Origin of the sequence: Baekduia sp. (assembly GCF_035318805.1) — a bacterium.
GTDB lineage: Bacteria > Actinomycetota > Thermoleophilia > Solirubrobacterales > Solirubrobacteraceae > Baekduia.
Map to the genome: position 1 here is coordinate 1 of NZ_DATHDY010000142.1, position 20,108 is coordinate 20,108.

25 protein-coding genes are annotated in these 20,108 nt (G+C 73.1%); 2 read left to right on the top strand and 23 right to left on the bottom strand.

The features are described from left to right. The 21 genes from VK501_RS28545 to VK501_RS28645 form a co-directional block, all read right to left on the bottom strand. Nucleotides 1–646, bottom strand: a 646-nt coding sequence (locus tag VK501_RS28545) for a response regulator (protein WP_324343458.1), incomplete at its 3' end; no start/stop codon positions are given. Nucleotides 647–651: 5 nt separating this feature from the next. After that, nucleotides 652–1,137: a chemotaxis protein CheW gene (locus VK501_RS28550; protein WP_324343459.1), complete on the bottom strand. Its 486-nt coding sequence runs from the start codon at nt 1,135–1,137 to the stop codon at nt 652–654. Between the two features lie 76 nt (nt 1,138–1,213). Beyond that, nucleotides 1,214–1,423 (bottom strand): flagellar FlbD family protein, encoded by a 210-nt coding sequence (locus tag VK501_RS28555; RefSeq protein ID WP_324343460.1) that lies wholly within the window; start codon nt 1,421–1,423, stop codon nt 1,214–1,216. 111 nt (nt 1,424–1,534) lie between these two features. Then, the gene (locus VK501_RS28560) at nt 1,535–2,380 is read right to left on the bottom strand and encodes a flagellar hook-basal body complex protein (RefSeq protein WP_349261083.1); all 846 of its coding nucleotides are present in this window, start codon (nt 2,378–2,380) and stop codon (nt 1,535–1,537) included. A gap of 92 nt (nt 2,381–2,472) precedes the next feature. Beyond that, nucleotides 2,473–2,874: a TIGR02530 family flagellar biosynthesis protein gene (locus VK501_RS28565; protein WP_324343462.1), complete on the bottom strand. Its 402-nt coding sequence runs from the start codon at nt 2,872–2,874 to the stop codon at nt 2,473–2,475. Then, entirely contained in the window at nt 2,874–3,290 is a 417-nt protein-coding gene (locus tag VK501_RS28570) for a flagellar hook assembly protein FlgD (protein ID WP_324343463.1), read from the bottom strand. The genes VK501_RS28565 and VK501_RS28570 overlap by 1 nt, the downstream gene beginning before the upstream one ends. A gap of 27 nt (nt 3,291–3,317) precedes the next feature. Beyond that, nucleotides 3,318–4,709, bottom strand: a complete 1,392-nt coding sequence (locus VK501_RS28575) for a flagellar hook-length control protein FliK (RefSeq protein ID WP_324343464.1) — start codon at nt 4,707–4,709, stop codon at nt 3,318–3,320. Further along, on the bottom strand, nt 4,709–5,371 hold the full coding sequence (locus VK501_RS28580) for a lytic transglycosylase domain-containing protein (RefSeq protein ID WP_324343465.1): 663 nt from the start codon (nt 5,369–5,371) through the stop codon (nt 4,709–4,711). Before VK501_RS28580 ends, VK501_RS28575 begins: the two co-directional genes overlap by 1 nt. Beyond that, nucleotides 5,368–5,820: a flagellar export protein FliJ gene (fliJ, locus tag VK501_RS28585; protein WP_324343466.1), complete on the bottom strand. Its 453-nt coding sequence runs from the start codon at nt 5,818–5,820 to the stop codon at nt 5,368–5,370. The genes VK501_RS28580 and fliJ overlap by 4 nt, the downstream gene beginning before the upstream one ends. Nucleotides 5,821–5,886: 66 nt before the next feature. Continuing rightward, nucleotides 5,887–7,416: a FliI/YscN family ATPase gene (locus VK501_RS28590; RefSeq protein ID WP_324343467.1), complete on the bottom strand. Its 1,530-nt coding sequence runs from the start codon at nt 7,414–7,416 to the stop codon at nt 5,887–5,889. Then, nucleotides 7,409–8,011: a FliH/SctL family protein gene (locus VK501_RS28595; RefSeq protein WP_324343468.1), complete on the bottom strand. Its 603-nt coding sequence runs from the start codon at nt 8,009–8,011 to the stop codon at nt 7,409–7,411. Before VK501_RS28595 ends, VK501_RS28590 begins: the two co-directional genes overlap by 8 nt. Beyond that, nucleotides 8,011–9,048 carry a flagellar motor switch protein FliG gene (gene fliG, locus VK501_RS28600; RefSeq protein WP_324343469.1) on the bottom strand — a complete coding sequence of 346 codons (1,038 nt, stop codon included), beginning with the start codon at nt 9,046–9,048 and terminating at the stop codon, nt 8,011–8,013. The genes VK501_RS28595 and fliG overlap by 1 nt, the downstream gene beginning before the upstream one ends. Next, nucleotides 9,045–10,586: a flagellar basal-body MS-ring/collar protein FliF gene (gene fliF, locus VK501_RS28605; protein ID WP_324343470.1), complete on the bottom strand. Its 1,542-nt coding sequence runs from the start codon at nt 10,584–10,586 to the stop codon at nt 9,045–9,047. The genes fliG and fliF overlap by 4 nt, the downstream gene beginning before the upstream one ends. 30 nt (nt 10,587–10,616) lie before the next feature. Continuing rightward, nucleotides 10,617–10,952: a flagellar hook-basal body complex protein FliE gene (locus tag VK501_RS28610; protein ID WP_324343471.1), complete on the bottom strand. Its 336-nt coding sequence runs from the start codon at nt 10,950–10,952 to the stop codon at nt 10,617–10,619. Then, complete coding sequence (flgC, locus tag VK501_RS28615; RefSeq protein ID WP_324343472.1) at nt 10,952–11,401, bottom strand: flagellar basal body rod protein FlgC; 450 nt, start codon at nt 11,399–11,401, stop codon at nt 10,952–10,954. The genes VK501_RS28610 and flgC overlap by 1 nt, the downstream gene beginning before the upstream one ends. Further along, the gene (gene flgB / locus VK501_RS28620; protein WP_324343473.1) at nt 11,401–11,757 is read right to left on the bottom strand and encodes a flagellar basal body rod protein FlgB; all 357 of its coding nucleotides are present in this window, start codon (nt 11,755–11,757) and stop codon (nt 11,401–11,403) included. The genes flgC and flgB overlap by 1 nt, the downstream gene beginning before the upstream one ends. A 139-nt stretch (nt 11,758–11,896) precedes the next feature. After that, a complete protein-coding gene (locus VK501_RS28625; protein WP_324343474.1) occupies nt 11,897–12,229 on the bottom strand; it encodes a hypothetical protein in 333 nt (110 codons plus the stop codon). Next, the gene (fliS, locus tag VK501_RS28630) at nt 12,226–12,621 is read right to left on the bottom strand and encodes a flagellar export chaperone FliS (RefSeq protein WP_324343475.1); all 396 of its coding nucleotides are present in this window, start codon (nt 12,619–12,621) and stop codon (nt 12,226–12,228) included. The genes VK501_RS28625 and fliS overlap by 4 nt, the downstream gene beginning before the upstream one ends. A gap of 65 nt (nt 12,622–12,686) precedes the next feature. After that, entirely contained in the window at nt 12,687–14,057 is a 1,371-nt protein-coding gene (fliD, locus tag VK501_RS28635; protein WP_324343476.1) for a flagellar filament capping protein FliD, read from the bottom strand. A 3-nt stretch (nt 14,058–14,060) separates the two neighbouring features. After that, the gene (locus tag VK501_RS28640) at nt 14,061–14,426 is read right to left on the bottom strand and encodes a hypothetical protein (protein ID WP_324343477.1); all 366 of its coding nucleotides are present in this window, start codon (nt 14,424–14,426) and stop codon (nt 14,061–14,063) included. Between the two features lie 149 nt (nt 14,427–14,575). Beyond that, nucleotides 14,576–17,002: a tetratricopeptide repeat-containing glycosyltransferase family 2 protein gene (locus VK501_RS28645; RefSeq protein ID WP_324343478.1), complete on the bottom strand. Its 2,427-nt coding sequence runs from the start codon at nt 17,000–17,002 to the stop codon at nt 14,576–14,578. Between the two features lie 331 nt (nt 17,003–17,333). Here VK501_RS28645 and VK501_RS28650 point away from each other — a divergent pair, with 331 nt between their 5' ends. After that, nucleotides 17,334–18,152 carry a FliA/WhiG family RNA polymerase sigma factor gene (locus VK501_RS28650; protein ID WP_324343479.1) on the top strand — a complete coding sequence of 273 codons (819 nt, stop codon included), beginning with the start codon at nt 17,334–17,336 and terminating at the stop codon, nt 18,150–18,152. A 28-nt stretch (nt 18,153–18,180) separates the two neighbouring features. Here the strand turns inward: VK501_RS28650 and VK501_RS28655 are convergent, their stop codons facing one another. Further along, nucleotides 18,181–18,468 carry an EscU/YscU/HrcU family type III secretion system export apparatus switch protein gene (locus tag VK501_RS28655; protein WP_324343480.1) on the bottom strand — a complete coding sequence of 96 codons (288 nt, stop codon included), beginning with the start codon at nt 18,466–18,468 and terminating at the stop codon, nt 18,181–18,183. Then, on the bottom strand, nt 18,455–19,021 hold the full coding sequence (locus VK501_RS28660; RefSeq protein WP_324343481.1) for a hypothetical protein: 567 nt from the start codon (nt 19,019–19,021) through the stop codon (nt 18,455–18,457). The genes VK501_RS28655 and VK501_RS28660 overlap by 14 nt, the downstream gene beginning before the upstream one ends. An 82-nt stretch (nt 19,022–19,103) precedes the next feature. Between VK501_RS28660 and VK501_RS28665 the strand changes: the two genes are divergently transcribed. Beyond that, nucleotides 19,104–19,793, top strand: coding sequence for a flagellar hook-basal body protein (locus VK501_RS28665; RefSeq protein ID WP_324343482.1), 690 nt, complete (start codon nt 19,104–19,106; stop codon nt 19,791–19,793). Nucleotides 19,794–20,108 lie beyond the last annotated feature (315 nt).

Here is a 20,108-nt window from a genome sequence, read left to right on the forward strand (position 1 = left end):
CCGTGAACCCGGCCGGCATGTGCTGGACGATCATCCCGCCCGCGCCCAGCGGCGACGGCAGCGCGGGGACCAGCTCGGCCAGGGCGCGCGGGCCGCCGGTCGAGGTGGCGATCAGGAGGACCTTGCGGGAGGCGGCCGGCGCGCGGCGGGCGCGCAGGCGGGCGACGCCCGAGGCGCCGGCGCGGGAGCCGAGCAGGCGGAGCGGCGCGGCAATCGTGGCGCCCGGGCCCGCGGTGGCGGCTTGCGTGACCTTCTCGCGCAGGGCGCTGACGAACTGCTCCAGCGGCTCGCCGAAGGCGGGCTTGGCGACGAGGTCGAAGGCGCCCTCGGCGAGGGCGTCGACGGCGCGGGCGCCGTGCGCCGGCGAGAACGCCGAGACCACGACGACGGGGAGCGAGGAGCGTTCGCCGCGCAGCGCGCGCAGGACGCCGATCCCGTCCATACCGGGCATGGCGAGGTCCAGCGTCATGGCGTCGGGGCGCAGCTCCCGGTACAGGGAGAGGGCCTCGTCGCCGTCGGCGGCCTGCCCCACGACCTCGAACCCCGCGTCGCGCAGCGCCTGCGTGAGCAGGCGGCGCATGAACGTGGAGTCGTCGGCGACGAGGATCCGCGACGGCTTGGCGGTGCGGGGGGCGAGCGCCGGCACGTGGCTCAGGCGGCGGTGCGCACGCCGTCGGCGGCCTCGTCGGGCGCGGCGTCGGCGGCCGGCGCGGTGGGGACGGCGCCGACGATGCCCTCGGGGTCCAGGAGCACGACGAGGCGGTCGCCGATCTTGACGATGCCGTCGATGGCGCGACCCCCGGCGGTCGGCGCCTCGTCGAGCTGGCTCGCGTCGACGGTGATGACCTCTTCGACGTCGTCGACGACGACGCCGGCCATGTCGTCACCGGTCTCGACGATGACGATCTTGGCCTCCGCGACGTCGGAGTGCTCCACGCCGAGGCGGGTCGCGAGGTCGTAGACCGGGAGGATCTTGCCGCGCAGGGAGATCACGCCGCGGACGCTGGGGTCCGACGAGGCCACCGACCGCGGCTCGGTGAACCGGATGATCTCGTGGACCTGGGTGATGGGCAGCGCATACTCCTCGTCGCCGAGCGAGAACACGACGAGCTGGCGGGAGAGGGTCTCTTCGGACATGCGAACTCCGGGTTAGAAGGTCTTGCCCGGTGATCGGCCGCCTCCGGGCCGCTCTTGAGACCGATCGGCGGCCGGGTCAGCCGGCGAGGCGCATGGCCTGCGCCAGGACGTCGACGCGCCACGTGCGGACCTTGGCGACGACCTGGTCCTCGGTCTCGCAGACGGCGATGCGCGTGCCGGTCGTGAGCGTCACGTGGCAGTCGGGCGACGCGTCGACGCGCTCGATCAGGTCGGGGTTGAGATGGAACGGCTCGCGCTCGTGCGAGAGCTTGTGCAGCTGGATCATGGGATGGCTCCTGCGTCGCTGGACGTGTCGGGGCCGTGTCACGCCCGCCCGAGCAAAGGCCCTCCGCCTTTGCGCGGGCGGCCGTGCCACGGCCCCGCTGCCCTCGGAGGGCTAGTGCTTGAGGTTGACCAGGTCCTGGAGCATCTCGTCGGCGGTCGAGATGACGCGCGAGTTCGCCTGGAACCCGCGCTGCGCGACGATCATGTTGGTGAACTCCGACGCCAGGTCGACGTTGGACATCTCCAGCATGCCGCCCATCGTCGAGCCGAAGGTCGAGCCGTCCGGCGTGCCGACGTTCTCGATGCCGGCGGCCGGGTGCGCCGCCCAGCGGTTGCCCGACAGCCGCAGCAGGCCCTCGTCGTTGGGGAACTTCGCCAGCCCGATCGTGCCGGCCGTGGTGCGGCTGCCGCCGCCGGCCGGGACGTAGCTGACCGCGCCGTCGGGGCCCACGGCCACGCCGGTGGCGCCGCCGGGGATCTGGATGTAGGCGTCGGTGTTGGGCGTCGTGGTCTTGTCGCGGCCCATGACATAGAGGCCCTCGGGGGTCACGAGGTAGCCCTGGTCGTTGCGGATGAAGTTGCCCGCGCGGGTGTAGTTCATCTCGGTGGGCATCGTGGCCGGCGTGGTCGACGGGTCGCCGGCGCCGACGCGGAACCACCCCTCGCCCTGGATGGCGACGTCGAGCGGGTTGCCGGTGGACTGCATCGAGCCGGGCGCCATGACGGCGTCGACCGAGCCGAGCTGCACGCCGAGGCCGACCTGCGCCGCGTTGGTGCCGCCCGTGTTGGGACCCTCGGCGGACCCGCCGTACAGCGTCTGCTGCAGCTGGTCCTTGAAGGTGGTCCGCGAGGACTTGTAGCCGACGGTGTTGACGTTGGCCAGGTTGTTGGCCGTGACGTCCAGCATCGTCTGGTGGGTGCGCAGGCCGGAGATGGCCGAGTACATGCCGCGAATCATTTGGAGGCTCCTGTGAGGTCCTCCGGCTTCCCCATGGGGGTCCAGCCGGGTGGGTGAAAATCCGTTTTCGGTACCGCTGGTGCTGCTGCGCCTCAGGCGATGACGGCGCTGTCGATGTTGGTGAACACGTGGTCCTTCATCTGGTCGGTGCCGACGGCTGTGATGACCGTGCGGTTGCGGACCGAGACCACGAATGCCGTGTCGTCCACGAGGACCACCGCGTCACGGGCACCCTTGCCCGCGGCTCGGTCGACCCCGTCCTGGAGACGCTGCATCGACGCCGAGTCCACGGCGAGGTTGCGACGCTCCAGACGCTGGACGGCGTGCTTGGAGAACTGGACGGGCTGCGTGCCCGTCTGCTCCTGTAGGACGTCCGCGAACGCGGGTCCTTGAGGCGCCTGGACGGATGGCCGTACGGGCTGCGTCCGGGCGCCGACCCGCGTCGGCGCAGAGACGCCGGGCGGGACCAACGCGGGGTTGAACGCGTTGCTCACTACTTCACCGTGGTGAGCACGGTCGGGTCGATGCCGGCGACGCCCGCGACCGACAGCCGGGGTCCGGTCTTGCCTGTCAGGTCGACGGCGTCGACCACGCCGCTGACGGGCAGGCCGTCCTTGCCGATGTAGCTGACGGTGCGGCCGATGAGCGACGTCGCGTTGCTGTTGGCGGCCTGGGCCAGCTGGGTGACCGACTGCTGGGCCAGGTTGGTCAGCTGCTCGACCGTGGTCATCTGCGAGATGGTCTGGAAGTACTGGTTGGGATCCTGCCCCGACGTCGGGTCCTGGTTCTTGATCTGCTCGGTGAGCATCTTCAGGAACCCGTTCTTGTCCAGCGACGAGCTGGGCGTCTTGTCGCCCACCTGGTAGGCGGGGTTGGTGTAGGTGTTGTCGATACCGCTGGTGCTCGACATGAGGGTCCGTCCTCGTCCGTGTGTGGGTTAGGCCTGGACGTCCACGAGCGCGCCCGCGGGCGTGCTCGTCGACACGGTGGCCAGGATCAAGTCGTCGTCGGCCTCGTCGCCGAGGCCCAGGGCGTCCGGGCGCCCGGCGCTCCGGCTCCCCGAGCTGGCCTGGCGCGCGTCGGCGCGGTTGCCGAAGCCGCCCTGGCCGGCGCCGAGCTGGAGGTCGAGGCGGTGCAGCTGCACGCCGCGGTCCTCGAGCGTGCGGCGCAGTTCGCCACCGGCCTGCTGGAGGGCGTCGAGGCCGGCCTGGTCGTGCGCGGCGATCGTGGCGACGAGGCCCTCGCGCGTGGTGCGCAGGTGCACGTCGACGGCGCCGAGCTCGGCCGGCTTGAGCTGCAGCAGCGCGCGGGCGCCGCCGTTGCGCGTCGTCGCGATGCGCACGAGGTCCTGGACGCGATCGGCGGCCGCGACGACCGAGCTCCGGGTGAGCTGCGGGGTCCCAGCCGCGGTCGGGACGGCCGTGAGCGGCGTGGCCGCCGGCTGGGCGAGCACGGGCGGCGCAACGGTCGGTGCGGGCACCGGGGAGGCGGAGGCGTCGGGCGGCGCGGCCGCGTGCGCGGGTGCGGGCGCGGCCGCCGGCGTCGCCGCCGCGGCGGCGGGATCGGGCGTGGCGCCCTTCAGCAGCTGGGCGAGGTCGGGGGCGCCGTCCTGCCGGTCCTGATCCTTGCCCTGGGCGTCGGCGCCGGTCTTGGCGGCGAGCAGGTCGGTGGGGATCGCGATGGCGCCGGCCGGGGCGCCGGACGTCGCGCCGGCGGGCACGTCGCCCTCGGGGTCGGTGACCTGCAGGTCGGCGGGCGACACGGGGACGCCGGAGACGACGGGTGCGCTCGGGGTGCCGGGCGCGACCGGCGTGCCGGGGGTGCCGGGCGCAGCGGGGGTGGCGGCAGCGGGGACGCCGGGCGCAGCCGGTGCCGCAGCCGCGACCGTCGGGTCGGGCAGGCCGGGGAGCACGGCGGCGCCCATGGCCGTCGCGTCGGTGGCGGTGTAGAGCGTGGGCGGCGCGTCGAGGTCCAGCGCAGCGCCCGCGGGCGCTGCCTGGCCGTCGGCGCTGGCCGGACGCTCCTCGGGAGCCGGCGGTGCCGCGGTCGGCGCGCTCGGCGCGCTCGGCGCGGTCGGCGCGACCTCGGTGGCGGGGTCGGCGACCGCCGCCCCGGCGGTGGTCGCCGCGTCCTGAGGCGCGGGATCCTGCGGGCGGCGGCGCGACGCCTCGGCGCGGGCCGGGCGGGTCTGGGGGCCTTCCGCAGCTGCGGTCCGGGCCGTGGTCTGGTCGAGGAGGGCGGCGAAGCCCTCGGGGCTCGATCCGGGCGGTGGACTGCTCCTCGGAGCATCCACCCGCCCGGTCGGCGGGGTGATCGTGGTCGGTTGCATCAGAGGGTGGAGTAGTCGAGGGAGGGCGATGCGACGCCGGCCAGCGAGGCGGCCGACACCGGCACGGTCGCGGCGGGCACCGCGGAGGTCGCGGCGAGGGTCGTCGGGGCGGCGCTGCCGTACCCGGCGGCGTAGCCGAGCACCTTCTGCACGTAGGCCTGGGTCTCGGCGTAGGGCGGCACGCCGCCGAACCTCGCGACCGCGCCGGGGCCGGCGTTGTAGGCCGCCAGCGCCTTGGACGGGTCGTTGCCGAAGCGGTCGAGCTGCGCCTTGAGGTAGCGGGCGCCGCCGTCGATGGCCTGCGCCGGATCGGCGGCGTCCACGCCCAGCGAGGCCGCGGTGCCGGGCATCAGCTGGGTCAGGCCCTGGGCGCCGGCCGGCGACTGCGCCGACGCGTCGAAGTTGGACTCCTGGCGGATGAGGCCCTTCAGGAGCGCGGGGTCCAGGCCGTACTTGGTGGCCGCCGCGGTGATCTGCGCGTCGTACTGCGTCGGCGCTCCGGCGGCCAGGCTCGCCGGCGTCGCCGTCGCGCCCTGCGCGGTCTGCAGCGCCTGGGAGAAGGTCGTAGACGCGGCCGCGTCGGCGGCGGCCGGCGCACCGGTCATGGCGGCGACGTGCTGCTGGAGCTGGGCGACGCGGTCGCCGATCGACGCGACGCTCATGCGGCCCTCTGGCGGGAGAAGGCGCGCAGGCCCATCTCGTCGAGCTCGGCGCTCTCGACGCGCGCGGCGGCCGTGCGGTGCTCCGCGCGCTGGCGCTCCTCGAGCTTGTCGAGCACCTCGCGCGCACGGCTCGCGTCGGTGAGCGACTCGCGGCTGCGGGCCAGGTCGGCGTCGTAGCCCGACATGCGCACGGCGGCGTCGTCGCGGGAGCGCTCGAGGCGCTCGACCCAGGCCTGGCGGGACATCAGCGTCGCGCCGGTCAGCGGTCCGAGGGCGGAGACGACGCCCTCCTGCTTGGCCTCGGTCAGGCGGGACTCGGCGGCGCGCAGGGTGGCCTCGCCGCGCACGCGCTCGTTGAGGCTGGCCGCGAAGGCCTCCTTCGCCTGATCCTCGTCGTGGGCGCGGATCTCGCGCACACGCTGAAGGCCGAATCGAAAGGGAGCAGACATCTCGTTCTGGGTGGTCGGTCGCAAGGGCGTGGCGTTGAGCGTGCTGGACGGCTGTCGGACGCGGTATTAGACCGCGAGGTTCAGCGGCGGGATGGCGGACGGTCCGGTCGGCGCGATCGGGTCCAACCCCGCGTCGAAGGCGGGCACCACGCCCGGCCCGGCGGACTCGGCCATGTCGGCCGCCAGCTCGCCCACGGTGGCGCCGATGACCCCGACGGTGCGCAGCAGCTGGTCGTCGGAGTCGGGCCCGGGGACGGCCTCGTCGGGGCGCTGCTTGAGGAAGCCGTCGATGGCGTCCTTGAGGTCGATCGCCTTGTCGGTCACCGGATCGCTGCCGCGCTCGTAGGCGCCGATGGCGATCAGGTCGCGCTTGTCGCGGTAGGCGGCCAGCAGAGAGCGCAGGCGCGTGGCGCCCTCGAGCACGTCGGGCGAGCCGATCTCGCGCTCGAGGCGCGAGACGGACTGCAGCACGTCGATCGCGGGGTAGTGGCCGGCGTGCGCGAGCTCGCGCGTGAGGACGATGTGGCCGTCGAGGATCGACCGCACGGCGTCGGCGACGGGCTCGTTCATGTCGTCGCCGTCGACCAACACGGTGTACAACGCGGTGATCGATCCGTCGGGGCTCGTGCCCGACCGCTCCAGGAGCTTGGGCAGCAGCGCGAAGACCGAGGGCGTGTAGCCGCGCGTGGCGGGCGGCTCGCCGATGGCCAACCCCACTTCTCGTTGGGCCATCGCGAATCTCGTCACCGAGTCCATCATCAACATGACGTCGGCGCCCTGGTCGCGGAAGTGCTCGGCGATGGCCGTGGCGGTCAGCGCCGCCTTGATGCGCACGAGCGCCGGCTGGTCGGAGGTCGCGACGACGACGACCGAGCGGTCGATGGCCGCGCCGAGGTCGCGGTCGATGAACTCACGGACCTCGCGGCCACGCTCGCCGACGAGGCAGATGACGTTGATGTCGGCCGACGTCGACCGGGCGATCATGCCCAGCAGCGAGGACTTGCCGACGCCGGAGCCGGCGAAGATGCCGAGCCGCTGGCCGCGGCCGCACGGCACGAGCGAGTCGAGCGCGCGGACGCCCAGGGTCACGCGGTCGGTGATGCGCGGGCGCTCCAGCGGGGACGGCGGCGAGCCGACGATCGGCCGCTGCGACAGCGCGTCCAGCGACGGACCGCCGTCGATCGGGTTGCCCAGGCCGTCGAGCACGCGGCCCAGCAACTCGGTGCCGATGGCGACCGAGACGCGCTTGCCGGTGGCGGTGACGACGTCCCCCGGGCCGATCCCGTGCATGTCGCCCAGGGGCATCAGCAGGGTGCGGCCCGAGCGGAAGCCCACGACCTCGGCCGGGATGGAGGTCCAGCCGCCGGTGACCGAGTCGCGGCCGGTGCGCACCTCGCAGACTTCGCCGCGATGTCGATCCTGCCCAGAGCGCTGGCTGCGGATGCGGCAGACCTCGCCGACTTCGGCCTCAAGACCGGTGGCCTCGACGATCAGGCCGATCAGGTCCATCACGCGCCCGCGGCGGCGGTGCAGGTCGGCGCGGCCGACGGCGCGGCCCAGCTCGGACACGCGCTCCAGGAGGGCGGCCTCAGGCATTGGTGCGCAGCTCGTCTTCCAGCACTTCGCGGGCCCGCGCGAGCTTGGTCGCCAGCGTGGCGTCGACCTCGCCCTCGACGGTGCGCACGATGGCCCCGCCGCGGGCGACCCGCCGCTCGGCCTGGACCTCGCAGTGCTCGATGCCGCCCAGCTCGGCGACCAGGCCCTCGGACGCGGTGCGCACGAGGTCGAGGTCGTCGGGGTGCACGAGGACGGAGACGCGGTCGCGCTCGACCAGGCGCCGCAGCGCGCCGCGGACGACGTCGACCACGGCATCGGGCTTGGCCTCGACGGTGGCGTGCAGCGCCTGCTCGGCGATGCGCAGCCCCAGCTCGACGGCGGCGGCCTCGACGGCGGAAGACAGGTGGTTGCGCTCGGCCTCGACGCCCGCGACGGCGGCTCGCAGCGCCGCGACGCCCGCAGCCATGTGCTGCTGGGCCTCGACGAGCCCGGCCTGGAAGCCGGCCTCGTGCCCCTCGGCGCGCGCGGCGGCGACCTCGGCGGCGAGGTCGACGGCGGGCCGCGGAGGCTCCGGCGCGCCGAACGGCGCCAGGCCCTCGGGAGCCTCGAGGGCGGGAAGCTCGAAGCTCCGCATCAGATGATGTCGTCCTCGGAGGCTTCGCCGTCTTCGCCGCGGCCGATGGTGATCGCCCCGGCGTCCTCGAGCCGGCGGATGGCGCCGACGATGCGGCTTTGGGCCTCCTCGACGACCGCACGGCGCTGCGGCTTGCCCGTGTCCAGGTCCTCCTGGAGCATCTCGGACCCGCGGGTCGACATGTTGCGGAAGATGGTGTCCTTGACCTCGTCGGCGACGCCGCGCAGCGCCAGCCCGAGGTCCTTCTGGTCGACCTCGCGCAGCAGGAGCTGGATGTCGCGGTCGGCCAGGACGACGATGTCGTCGAAGGTGAAGAGCTTCTGGCGGATCTCGTCGGCCAGCTCGCCGTCGGTCTCGGCGATCGCCTCGAGCACGGTGCGCTCGGTGGAGCGTCCGGCGCGGTTGAGCAGCTCGGCAAGCGAGTCGACGCCGCCGGCCTGCGAGAACTCCTGGGTCAGGACGTTGGAGAGCTTGAGCCGCAGCCCGCGCTCGACGTCCTCGACGACGCCCGGGTTGGTGTCCTCCATCGTCGCGATGCGCATCGCGACGTTGGCCTGCACCTCGGGCGCCAGGCCGGCGAGCACCTTGGCGCCGAGCGTCGTGTGTAGGGAGGCGACCACGAGCGCGATCGTCTGCGGCGACTCGTCGGCGAGGAACGTGGCGATCTGCTCGGGCGGCGTGCGGCGCAGGAAGTCGAAGGGCCGCAGCTCGGCCTGCGCGGTGATCTGGCCCAGGATCTCCTCGGCGCGCGTGGCGCCGAGCAGGTGCTCGAGGACCTCGCGGGCGAACTCGGGGCCGCCCATCGCGAACTCGCTCTGGCTGTCGAAGCTCTCCGCGAGCTCCTGGACGACGGCGTCGGCGGTCTCGGCCTTGACGCGCCACAGCGACGCCATCTCGGCCGAAAGAGCCTCGATCTCGCGCTCGCTGAGGAACTTCAGGACGTCGGCGGCGCGGGTCGAGCCGACGGTGATGAGGAAGACGGCGGCCTTCTGGCGACCCGTGAGGTTCGCGGACGCGGAGCGCGTCACGAGGCTCACTTGCTGTCCTCCGTGATCCACGTCCGCAGGTGAGCGGCGACGCGCTCGGGCTCCTCGTGGATGACGCTGTCGAGGTGCTGGCGCCGCGGGTCGGCCGTCGCGATCGCAACCTCCGTGGCCGGATCGGGGCCGAAGTCCGGCATCGGCATGATCTGCCTGGCCTGCTGGGCCTCCAGCGACTTCAGCCACGACGGCTCGTCGGTGAGGGCCTCCCGCTCGCGGCGGCGCAGGTGGCGCGTCACGAAGAAGAGGAACAGCAGGGCGCCGAGGCCGATGCCCACGCCCTTGAGGATGCCGGCGAAGGCCGCGGGGATCGGGCCGCCCTTGGCCGCAGCGGTCGGCACCGTCGCGAAGGCGAGGCCGGTGGTGACCGCGAGCGTGTCCTTACGGGCCTGGATCTGCAGGCCCGCGGCCGAGGCGATGCTCGCCTTCAGCGCCGCGAGCTGCCCGCCCTTGAGCTGCACCGACTTGTCGAGGATCACCGCGACGTCCATGCGGTTGACGGCGCCGGCGGCCTTGGTGGTCTTGGTCACCGTCTTGTCGACGCCGAGGTTGCGGTCGGTCGTCGTGTTCTTGTAGTCGTTGTTGCCGCTGCCGGACCCGCCGTTGGCGGCGTAGCCGGGCAGGTTGCTCGCGCTGCCCGAGGTGCCGGCGGCCGTGGCGCCGGTCCCCTTCAGCGACTCGACCGTCTTCTTCTCGGTCAGCGGCACGCCCGTCTTGCCGTAGGTCAGCTGCTGCTCGTCGACCTTGTCGACGTTGAGGTCGGAGTGGACCTGGACCTGGGCCTTGCCGGCGCCCAGCGTCTGGACGAGCATCGCGTTCAGCGAGGACTCGAGCTGCGAGTTGTAGCGGTTCTCCGCGGCGGCCTTGGCCGGCATGCCGCCCGTGGCGCCGTCGCCGCCGTCGCCGGTCGGCCACAGCATCGTGCCGGTGCCGTCGGTGATCGTGACCTGCTGGGCCTTGAGGCCCGGGACCGAGGACGCGACGAGGTTGGCGATGCCGCGGACCGAGCTCGGGTCCATGCCCGAGCTGTCCTGCGGCAGGAGCACCGCGGCGGTGGCCCCGCGCGACTCGTCGGCGAAGAGGTTGTCCTGGGCGAGCGTCAGGTGGACCTGCGCGCCGCCGCCGCCCTGGATCTGGCCGATCGTGTTGGCGATCGTGCCCTCCAGGCCGCGCTGGTAGGCGATCTGCTGCTGCTGGCTGGAAGCGCCCAGCTTCTGCTTGTCGAGGATCTCGAAGCCCGGCTGCGTAGTGCCCGAGTTGAGGCCCTTCGTGGCCAGCGCGACGTTGGCGGCCGTCTCCTTGCCCTTCTGCACGGCGACGGCGGTGCCGCCGTTCTGCAGCTCGAAGGGCACACCCGCGGCGGTCAGCGCCGACGTGATCTGCGCCGTCTTGGAGGGGTCGACGCCGGTCATGACCGTCGTGTAGGACGGCGCGCCGGCCATCTTGACGATGATCAGCGCGGCGGCGAGGAAGCCGAGGGCGCAGGCGGCGAGCGTGATCTTGCCGCGCGTGCTCATGGAGTTCAGGAGAGCCATTGGAGGGAGGGGCTCCAGTCGGGGACTGAGCTAGACCTGCGTGTGGAGGAGGTCCTGGAGGGCTTCTACGCCCTTGGTGCGGAGCTGCGACGCGAGCTGCATGGACAGCTGCGCGCGTTCGACGGCGATGACGGCCGAGGAGGGATCGGACGCGGTGCCGTCGGCCAGCGAACGCGAGGCGTCCGCGGCTTGGTTCTGGGTCTTCTCGAGCGAGCTGAGCTGATCGCCGAGCATCGACCCGAAGCTGGGGCCGGCGGGGGCGGTCTCGGGGGCGGTCGGCGTGCCGTCGAGCGCGCCTACATTGAACTCGTCCCCGCCCACCCCGCCGGTGATGCCCTTGATCGCCATGGAGGGATCGATCGGCATCAGCGCAGGATGTCGAGCGTCTTGGTGAACATCGTCTTGGCGGTCTGCATCGCCGTGACGTTCGCCTCGTAGGCGCGGGAGCTCGAGATGAGGTCGGTCATCTCGGTGACGGTGTTGACGTTGGGCATGGTCACGTAGCCCTCCTTGTCGGCGTCCGGGTGGCCCGGGTCGTAGATGCGCTTCAAGTCGGTCTGGTCCTCGACGATGCCGGTGACCTGCACGCCGCTGACCTGGCTGCCCGAGCCGCGGCCCATGGCGACCGAGAGCGCGGACCCGAAGGACGAGCCCCCGCCGGCCTGCTGGAGCACGACCTCCTTGCGGCGGTAGGGCTGGCCGTCGGCGCCCTTGGTGGTCTGCGCGTTGGCGAGGTTCTCGGCGGTGACGTCCATCCGCAGGCGCTCGGCCGTGAGGCCGGACCCGGTGACGTCGATCGCGTCGAAGAGGCCCATCAGCCGATGCCGATCGCGGAGCGCAGGATCGCGGTGCGCGCCTTGATGACCTGGGCGACGGCCTCGTACTGCAGGCCGTTCTTGGCCTGGGCGGCGGACTCGACGTCGATGTCGACGGAGCTGCCGTCGGCGCGGACCACCGCGCTCTGGTCGGTCTGCATCGCCGGCTGCACCTGCTCGACGGCGTCGGTGCCGCCGTCCCAGGCGGCCGACAGCGCCGAGGCGAAGTCGACGTCCTGCCGGCGGTAGCCGGGCGTGTTGACGTTCGCGACGTTCGCGGCGATCGCCTCCTGCCTCAAGGACGCTCCGGAGAGGGAGCGTTCGAGGCCGATCTGCGTGGTGTCGAAGAGTTCCATGGACGTGTGGGGTTGGGCGCTGCCAGCCCGTCCATGGGCGTTCCTCCGTCGCCGACCATGGCGACCCACTCACCGTTCTCGGCCGAACGGTCGGGCGCTTGAGGTTCCCGTCCAGAATCCGTCCAGGCCTGGACGCGGCTCAGCCAGCCGCGTCGAATGCGGAGCGCGGAGCGGCGGGCGCGCCGGTTCCGGCGGCGTAGGCCTGCACGCCGGTGCGGACCTTGCGCAGGCGCAGCAGCTCGGCGCCGGTGGCCTCCCGCGCGTCGCGCAGGGCCGCGGTGACCAGGCCCTGGAGGCGCGCGGCCTCGCGGAGGTCGGCGAGCGCCTCCGGCGGCGCGGTCGGCGGCAGCGACGCCATCAGGACGTCGCGCCGGGCGTCGAGCGCGGCGAGCTCGTCGAAGCGCTCGTCGGTGACCAGCGCGTGCTCCTCGCGCGCGAGGGCGGCGAGGCCGGCGAACAGCCGGGCGCTCACGCCGACGCCGGGGCCTGGGCGGCGGCCTGCTCGGCCAGCTTGGCCCACGCCTCGCGCAGGCTGACGAGCAGCGCGACGACCTGCCCGATCTTCTCGGAGCTGCGCTGGACGCGCGCTTCGATGAGCGTCCGCTTCTGGAAGATGTAGATGGCCTGCAGGCGCTCGGCGATCTCGCCGATGTCCATGTTCAACGTGGCGATCAGCTCGTCGATGATGGCCTCGCCGCGGCCGAGCTTCTCGTAGCTGTGCAGGAAGGCGCCCTCGCTCATCGCGACCTCCGCCTGGCGCAGGAAGCGCACGGCACCGTCGTAGAGCATCACGACGAGCTGTTCGGGGGTGGCGGTCAGGACCGCGCTCTCACGGTAGGCCTGAGGGCTGGCGTAGGGGTTCATGCGCTTCGCTTCCGAGGGAGGGGGACGTACTCTTCAATCGCCGAACGGGACACGGTCTTGAGTGCTCAGGCCGACATGGACGAGATGTAGCTGGCCAGGCTGGTGCCGACCGTCTGGCTCTTCTGCAGCGCGGTCTCCAAGGCGGTGAACTGCTTCTGGTACATCGCCTGCTTGGTGTCCATGCGAGCATCGAAGGTGTCCAGCCTGTCCTTGATGTCGCTGAGGTCCTTGGTGGCGGCGGTGATGCGCGAGTCGAGGATCCCGCCGGTGCCCTGCAGCGGCGCGATGACGGCGGAGAAGGCCTGGGAGAAGCCGTCTGTGCCGCTCAGGCCGCCAAGCAGCTTGCGCACGCCGAGCGGGTTGCTGTCCAGCGCGGCCGAGAGCTTGGCGGTGTCGAGCGTGAGCTTGCCGTCCACGGCGTCCTGGTTGACCGTCGTCCCGGTGTTGGCGGCGCCGGTGCTGATCCCGAGGTCGGCGAGCGACGTCAGGCCCGTCAGGCCCGCGATCGGCGCCGAGATCGCCGAGCGGAAGCTCGTGAGCATGCTCGACAGGCCCGAGTCGCCGAAGAGCGTGCCCCTCTGGATGTCGGTCGAGGTGGTCGCGCCGGGCACGCGCTTCTCGTCGAGGTCGGCGCGCGTGGCCGTGACCAGCGCGTTGTAGGCCGTGATGAAGGACTGGGCCTTCTGGGTGATCGCGTCCTTGTCGGGCCCGGGCGTGCCGACCGTGACGCCGATGGTGTTCGTGCCCGACGTCTTGCCCTTGAGGGTGAGCGTCACGCCCGGCAGGGCGTCGGTGATCGTGTTGGTCTGGCGCTCGACGGTGGCGCCGTTGATGGTCAGCTTGGCGTTGAGGCCCGCGACCCGCTCGGTCTCGGCGCCGGCGCCGGTCACGGAGAAGCCGCTCCCGTCGCCGGTCGACTTGGCGGCCAGGACGAGGTCGCCGTTGACGTTGACCGCGTAGACGTTGGTGTCGGTGCTGGCGTTGATCGCGGCGACGGCGTCGTCGACGGTCGCGCCCGCCTTGAGGTCGATCGACGCCCGCGGCGTGCCGTCCTTGTTGAGGATCTGCAGCGGTCCGTCGGCCGCGAGGTCCTGCCAGTCGTAGGTCGCGCGCTCGGCGGTGGCGAGCTGGGTGATCGAGACGTCGTAGCCGCCGGGAGGCGCGCCGCCGGTGCGGGTGATGGTGAGCTTCGTGCTGTCGCCGCTCTCGACCGACTGCGTGTCGAGCCACGTCAGGCTCGACTTCAGGTCGTCGTTGGCGGTCTTGAGCGCCGTCAGCTTGGTGCTGATGTCCTGCAGGAGGCTCTGGCGCTTGGTGGTCGCGCTCTGGTCGAGCGTGATCTTCGTGCGCGGCGTGCGCTCGATCGACATGAGCTGGTCGATGATCGAGGCGGTGTCGAGCCCCGAGACCAGGCCGCTGAGCTGGATGCCGGCCATGAGCTAGGCCGCCGGAGCGGGGTCGGGATCGGGCTCGGCGCCGAGGATCTCCCCGAGGGAGACCGGCCGCAGCGTGCGGCCGTCGCTGTCGCACAGCGACGCGACGACGCGGTTGGTCAGCCGGTGCGTGTCGAACCGCACCTGCTGGCCGCGCTCCGCCAGGTCGTCGGCGAGCTGCCCGGCGCGGGAGATGTCGTCCCACACCTCCTCCGGGATCCGGTCCGGACCGGTCATCCGGCGGCGGCGCGCATCGGCCAGATCGAACACCCTCGCGAACTCGCCGGAATCGTCCACTCGCTCGCTCCCTACGGCCCGCAGCGGGCCGGGAAGCGCACTGGCGCCGATCCCGTTGGTCGCGTCGATGTCCATTCCGGTCCTTTCGAAGTCCTGCAGGCTCGTCCCTGAGCCACCTGCCCCTGTCTCTCCGGTCATCGGTGCCGTGGGGAGGCGCTTGAGCGCGGGCCTGGACGATCGGCCGATCGTCCGCTCGCGACGGGCAACGGCGGAGGACACGCCGATCAGGCGGCCGCGCGCAGGGTCGCGGCCTCGTCGCGCATGAGCCGCGCATCGTCGTCGAGGCCCTGGAGCTCGGCGAGCTGGGCGAGGCCGAGCATCGCCCGCTCGTCCGGGCCCTGCCGCTCGACGACGCCGATCCACTCGCGTGCGGCCGACTCGTGGAACCCGCGGCGCAGGTAGACGGTGGCCATCACCTCGCGCTGCTCGCGCCAGGGCAGGGCGAGCGACTCCACGACCACCGCGAGGCGCTCGAAGCCGTCGAAGTCCTCCAGGCGCGCAAGCGCCTCGAGCATCGTGGCGACCAGCGGCGCCGCCGTGGCCGGGACCGCGTCGGGCGCGACCGTCGCGCCGCGCCAGCAGTGAAACGCCGCCAGCTCGTCGGCGGGCGCGCCGGCGGCGCGGGCGAAGGCGAACGCCTCGTCGACCAGCGGCGCGTCCGCGCCCGCCGCGAGGCGGGCGAAGAGCGCGGTGCGGGCGGCCGCGGGCGCGTGGGGCGCGTCGGCCGGCACGGCGAGCGCGGCGACCGCGGCGTCGGCCAGCCGGCCCTGCGACAGCAGCGCCTCGGCGAGCGCCACGCGGGCGGCGTGGGCGCCGGGCTGGGCGTCGAGGACGCCGCGCAGCTCGGCCTCGGCCTCGGCGACCGCGCCGACCTCGTAGAACGGGACGGCGATCAGGAAGCGCTGGCTCGGCGTGGGCGCCGGGACCTTGGCGCGGATCAGCTCCGCGACCTCGGCGGCCGGCCGGCCACGGCGCAGCAGCACACGGGCGTAGGGCTCCACGGCGCCGACGAACGCCGGGTGGTGCTCGAGGACGTGGCGCAGGTGCTCCTCGGCCTCGTCGAGGCGGCCGAGGACGATCAGCACCTCGGAGAGGAGGTTGCGCGCGTGGAACGTGCCGGCGCCGACGGTCGCGCTGTACTTCGACGGGGCGTCGCCCATCGCGATGCAGCGCTCGAAGAACGCGACCGCGGCGTCGGTGTCGCCCAGGCCGCGGTGGGCCATCGCCTGCTCGAGCACCACGTCGGTGAAGCCGGGCAGCAGGTCGAGGACCGTCTCGCCGGCGGCGAGGGCGTCGGCGTAGCGGTGGTTGGCGTTCAGCGCCTTGACCCAGCGCGCCGACAGCGACGGGAAGTAGCCGTACTCCAGGCGCTCGGGGTCGCTCTCCAGCTTGGCCCACGCGCGCTCCAGGTGGGCCAGCGAGCCGGCCACGTCGCCCGCGGCGGCGCGCTCCGAGCCGAGGTTGAAGTGCAGGAACGGCGTGTCGACGCCCTCGGCGACCTGCCGCTCCAGGAGCTCCAGGTTGCGGCGCGACTTCTCCTTCGAGTCGCGCACGGCGCCGAGGTAGCCGTAGTGGTCCACGCGGACCGGCGAGGGCTCGATGCGCTCGGGCAGGGCTGGCAGGCGGTGGGCGAACTGCTCGTGGACGCGGCCCTCGAAGCGGTACTCCGGGCGGTTCCTGAACAGCCGCAGCGCGTTGTGGGCGACCGACGCGCCGTCCTCCATCTCGCCGACGTGGTTGGTCTCGGTGAGCCAGAAGCCCTCACGCCACGTGCGCCCGAGCAGCTCGCGCAGGCGCGGGCCGTCACCCTCGACGAGCACCTCGTCGGCGTCGAGGTACATGAGCCAGTCGCTCGTGGCGACGTCCAGGCCGACGTTGCGGGCGGCGGCGAAGTCGCCGTCCCACTCGTGATGCAGGATCCTCGCGCCGAAGGACTCGGCGATCGCGACCGTGCCGTCGGTGGAGCCCGTGTCGACCACGATCAGCTCGTCGACGTGCTCGGCGACGGCGGCCAGGCAGCGCGGCAGCATGGCCTCCTCGTCCTTGACGATCATGCAGAGGCTGACGGTCTGGCCCTCGGCGGGGACGGCGCGCTGGGCGGCGCGCTGGGCGCGCGGCCCGAGGTCGCGCAGCGCGCGCAGGACCGGGGCGGGCAGGCCCTCGGGCGTGCTCGTGCCCTGCTTGCGCCGGCGGGCGCATTCGCGCAGGTTGGCGGCGACGTCGCCCAGCTGGGGGTCGAGGCGCTGGGCGCCGCGGAAGAGCGCCTCGGCGGCGACGACGGCGCCGAGCTCGTACAGCAGGACGCCCGCGAGGTTCAGGAGGACGGGCTCGCGCGGCTCGTCCTCGAGCGCCTCGACGGCGGCGACCGAGCCGGCGAGGAACGCCTCGGCGGTGGCGGCGGGCGACGCGGCGCGCTGCGCCAGCGTCGACTCGATCAGCAGGCGGCGCGCGTGGTAGCGGTCGTGGACGTCCGGGAGCTCGGCGGCGGCGGAGACGAGCCCGCGCCAGCCGGCGAGGTCGCGCGCGGCGAGCAGGCCGGCGGCGCGGTTGGTGACCTGGGCGACGGCGGCCGCACCCGTGAGGGGCGCGCGAGCGGCGGAGTTCTGGGGTGCAGCCGGTCCGTCGACCGGCGCGACAAGGCGAAGCGCCATGGGTGCTGAAGGCTCCTTGGAGGGGATGGAGGGCGGGATGGGCCGCCACTCCGGTCGTCGGCCGGTGCCCAGTGGAGTTGAGACCCGACGTCGCCGCCGGCGGCCGGGCGCGCGGGCCGGCGGCGGTCCGCTCACGGGCGCGCGTCAAGACCGATCGGCAGCCATGCACAGCTTTGAGCGCAGTCGATGGAGGTTCGAGCCGCGGCCTCACCAGAACTGGGGAGGACACCGATGGACGCACGTCGAGGGTCCGATACCGACTTACGGGGATGCGGAAGGTTCGGGGGCTGCCCGATACACCCAGCGTCCCCCCGCACCAAGGAGCAGCCCCGTGAGCCTCGCCACCGCCCAGACCTCGAAGCGCCGCCTCTCTTCCGAGGACACCCTCGCCCTCTGGAAGGAATACCGCCGTACGAACGACCGCGCCGTCCGTGATCGTCTCGTGCTCACCTTCGCCCCGCTGGTCAAGTACATCGTCTACAAGAAGGTCCGCGAGATGCCGGCCCGCTGCGAGGTCGAGGACTTCATCTCCTGCGGCCTCGAGGCGCTCATCCAGTCGATCGAGCGCTACGACCCGGCCAAGGGCGCCACGCTCGAGCAGTACGCCTGGACCCGCATCCACGGCGCGGTCCTCGACGAGCTGCGCCGCCAGGACTGGGCGCCGCGCTCCGTCCGCCGCTGGGAGCGCGACATCGAGCGCGCCGCCGACGAGTTCACCACGCTGCACGGCCGCCGGCCCGACAACACCGAGCTGGCCGCCTCGATGGGCACCACCGTCGCCGAGCTGCGCAAGCGCCGCGACGAGATCACGCAGTCCGACCTCACCTCGCTGAACACGCTGGTCCTCAGCGACGACGAGACGACGATCGAGCGCATCGACACCATCGCCTCCACCGACCCCTCGGCCGACCCGCTGCACGCAGCCGCCAAGGAGCAGGCCAAGGACAAGTTCCGCGAGGCCTTCTCCCGCCTGCCGCAGCGCGAGCGCGAGGTCGCGGTCCTGCTGTACGTCAAGAACATGACGCTGGCCGAGATCGGCGAGATCCTCGGCGTCAGCGAGTCGCGCGTCTGCCAGATCCACGGCCAGCTCAAGAAGACGCTGCGCACCCAGCTCGACGACGACGCGCCGCTGTTCCAGGCCGTCGCCTAGAACGGAACGGCTGGGCGGGACGGGTCGTCTAGCGGGGGGCCGTAGGACGACGCTTCGCTTCAAGGCCGTAGGCCCACACCAGGACCTCGGCCACCGCGACGAAGAGCTCGGGCGGGATCTCCTGCTCGAGCTCGAGTCGCGCCAGGGCCTCGGCCAGCGCGGGCTCCTCGCGCACCGGGACGCCCTGCTCGCGGGCCAGCTCGACGATCCGCTCCGCGATCGTCCCGGCGCCCACCGCGACCACCTTCGGCGCACCGCCGGCCTGCGGGTCGTAGCGCAGCGCCGCGGCCCGCTTCGGGCCCTTACGCCCGGACATCGAGCGTCTCTGACCGCGGATGGACGGTGACCTGGACCGGCCCGCCGGTCACGCGCGCCAGCGCGTCGCGCAGCACCTCGGCCGCGCCGCGAACCGTGTCGGCCGGCTCGCCGGCGCTCACGTGGACCGCCGCCGCGCTGCGGTCCAGCCGCACGTCGAGCCGCCCGAGCGTCGGCGAGTCGTAGCGGACGACCACCGAGCGGACCTCGCCGGCGCCGCGCCGCGCGGCCTCGGCCTCCTCGCGCTCCTCCACGTGCACCCGCGCGACCGCGCCGCCCGGCAGCGCCACCTCGTAGGCCGACGGCGGGACCGCCGGCGCCTGCTCGGCCGGCGGCTGGGCCTGCTCGACGACGCGCAGGTGCACGCGGTCGGCGCTGGCCTCCTCGACGCGGAGCCGCAGGCGCTGCCCGGGCTCGACGCCGTCGGGCAGCTGTGCGGCCAGCCGCACGCCGGAGAGCACGAGCGTCCGCGCGTCGAGCACCCGCGCGTGCACCACCGTGCCCGGCGAGAGCGGGAGGTCGGGGAGGATCCCCCGCAGCAGCACGAGATTCACCGGAGCGGCCAAGGCGACCCACAGGTTCGCACGTCGGGAGGTCCCTCAAGTCCGGCCCTCGACGGCCGACGTACCGGTGAGCATGGAACGCGGGCTCTACATCGCCGCCGCCGGCATGGTCGCCGAGATGGTCCGACAGGACCAGATCGCCAACGACATGGCCAACGCGGCCACCCCCGGCTACAAGTCGGACCGGTCGCAGCAGCGGTCGTTCTCCGACCTGCTGCTGTCCAACACCAAGACCGGCCAGACCGTGGGCCGGCTCGGCCAGGGCCCGCTGATCACCAAGACGGTCACCGACCTGTCGCCCGAAGGGCTGCGCGACACCGGCGAGCCCCTGGACCTCGGCATCGCCGGGCCCGGGTACTTCGCCGTGCAGACCGCCAAGGGCGTCCGCTACACGCGCGACGGCTCGTTCAAGTCCGACGGCACCGGCACGCTCACCGACCAGCTCGGCAACCCGGTGCTCGGCACCGACCGCAAGCCGGTCAAGGTCGCCGCCGACGGCACCGTCGACACCACCAAGGTCGGCGCGTTCGCGCTGACCGGGGTCAGCAAGCAGGGCGACGCCCTCTTCACCGGCACCGCCGCGGGCACCGCCAAGGGCGAGGTCCAGTCGGGCGCGCTCGAAGGATCCGGCGTCGACGCCGGGCGCACCATGGTCGACATGATGGCCTCGCTCCGCGCCTTCGAGGCCGGCCAGAAGGCCATCCAGACGATCGACCAGTCGCTGCAACAGGCAGCGACCCAGGTCGGCAACCTCCCCGGCTAGGAGACCGTGTCGCTATCGCGACTGGGGACCCACCTCCGGCGGCGACGGCTGGCCGTCGTGGGCCTCGGCCTCGCTGGCCGCCTACGGCACCCCTGAAGGCGGACGTCCCGGCCCGTCCGCGGTGAAACGCCCGTTGCGGTGCCTGCTCAAGTCCGTTCGCCCCTTGCCGATCACCCGGGGAGACAGAGGACCTCCGATCGGCTGGACCACCCGTTGGTGGAAGCCGGAGCTCCTGATCCCCTCCTTCCCAGGAGACCCGGACATAAATGCTTGAAGGCATGTACACGGCTGCCGCCGGCATGGCGGCACAGCAGA

Coding starts and splice junctions, on each gene's coding strand:
- VK501_RS28550 (WP_324343459.1), bottom strand. CDS start 1,137: ATGTCCGAAGAGACCCTCTCCCGCCAGCTCGTCGTGTTCTCGCTCGGC.
- VK501_RS28555 (WP_324343460.1), bottom strand. CDS start 1,423: ATGATCCAGCTGCACAAGCTCTCGCACGAGCGCGAGCCGTTCCATCTC.
- VK501_RS28560 (WP_349261083.1), bottom strand. CDS start 2,380: ATGATTCGCGGCATGTACTCGGCCATCTCCGGCCTGCGCACCCACCAG.
- VK501_RS28570 (WP_324343463.1), bottom strand. CDS start 3,290: ATGTCGAGCACCAGCGGTATCGACAACACCTACACCAACCCCGCCTAC.
- VK501_RS28575 (WP_324343464.1), bottom strand. CDS start 4,709: ATGCAACCGACCACGATCACCCCGCCGACCGGGCGGGTGGATGCTCCG.
- VK501_RS28580 (WP_324343465.1), bottom strand. CDS start 5,371: ATGAGCGTCGCGTCGATCGGCGACCGCGTCGCCCAGCTCCAGCAGCAC.
- fliJ (WP_324343466.1), bottom strand. CDS start 5,820: ATGTCTGCTCCCTTTCGATTCGGCCTTCAGCGTGTGCGCGAGATCCGC.
- VK501_RS28590 (WP_324343467.1), bottom strand. CDS start 7,416: ATGCCTGAGGCCGCCCTCCTGGAGCGCGTGTCCGAGCTGGGCCGCGCC.
- VK501_RS28595 (WP_324343468.1), bottom strand. CDS start 8,011: ATGCGGAGCTTCGAGCTTCCCGCCCTCGAGGCTCCCGAGGGCCTGGCG.
- fliF (WP_324343470.1), bottom strand. CDS start 10,586: ATGGCTCTCCTGAACTCCATGAGCACGCGCGGCAAGATCACGCTCGCC.
- VK501_RS28610 (WP_324343471.1), bottom strand. CDS start 10,952: ATGCCGATCGATCCCTCCATGGCGATCAAGGGCATCACCGGCGGGGTG.
- flgC (WP_324343472.1), bottom strand. CDS start 11,401: ATGGGCCTCTTCGACGCGATCGACGTCACCGGGTCCGGCCTCACGGCC.
- flgB (WP_324343473.1), bottom strand. CDS start 11,757: ATGGAACTCTTCGACACCACGCAGATCGGCCTCGAACGCTCCCTCTCC.
- fliS (WP_324343475.1), bottom strand. CDS start 12,621: ATGAACCCCTACGCCAGCCCTCAGGCCTACCGTGAGAGCGCGGTCCTG.
- fliD (WP_324343476.1), bottom strand. CDS start 14,057: ATGGCCGGCATCCAGCTCAGCGGCCTGGTCTCGGGGCTCGACACCGCC.
- VK501_RS28640 (WP_324343477.1), bottom strand. CDS start 14,426: ATGGACATCGACGCGACCAACGGGATCGGCGCCAGTGCGCTTCCCGGC.
- VK501_RS28645 (WP_324343478.1), bottom strand. CDS start 17,002: ATGGCGCTTCGCCTTGTCGCGCCGGTCGACGGACCGGCTGCACCCCAG.
- VK501_RS28655 (WP_324343480.1), bottom strand. CDS start 18,468: ATGTCCGGGCGTAAGGGCCCGAAGCGGGCCGCGGCGCTGCGCTACGAC.
- VK501_RS28665 (WP_324343482.1), top strand. CDS start 19,104: ATGGAACGCGGGCTCTACATCGCCGCCGCCGGCATGGTCGCCGAGATG.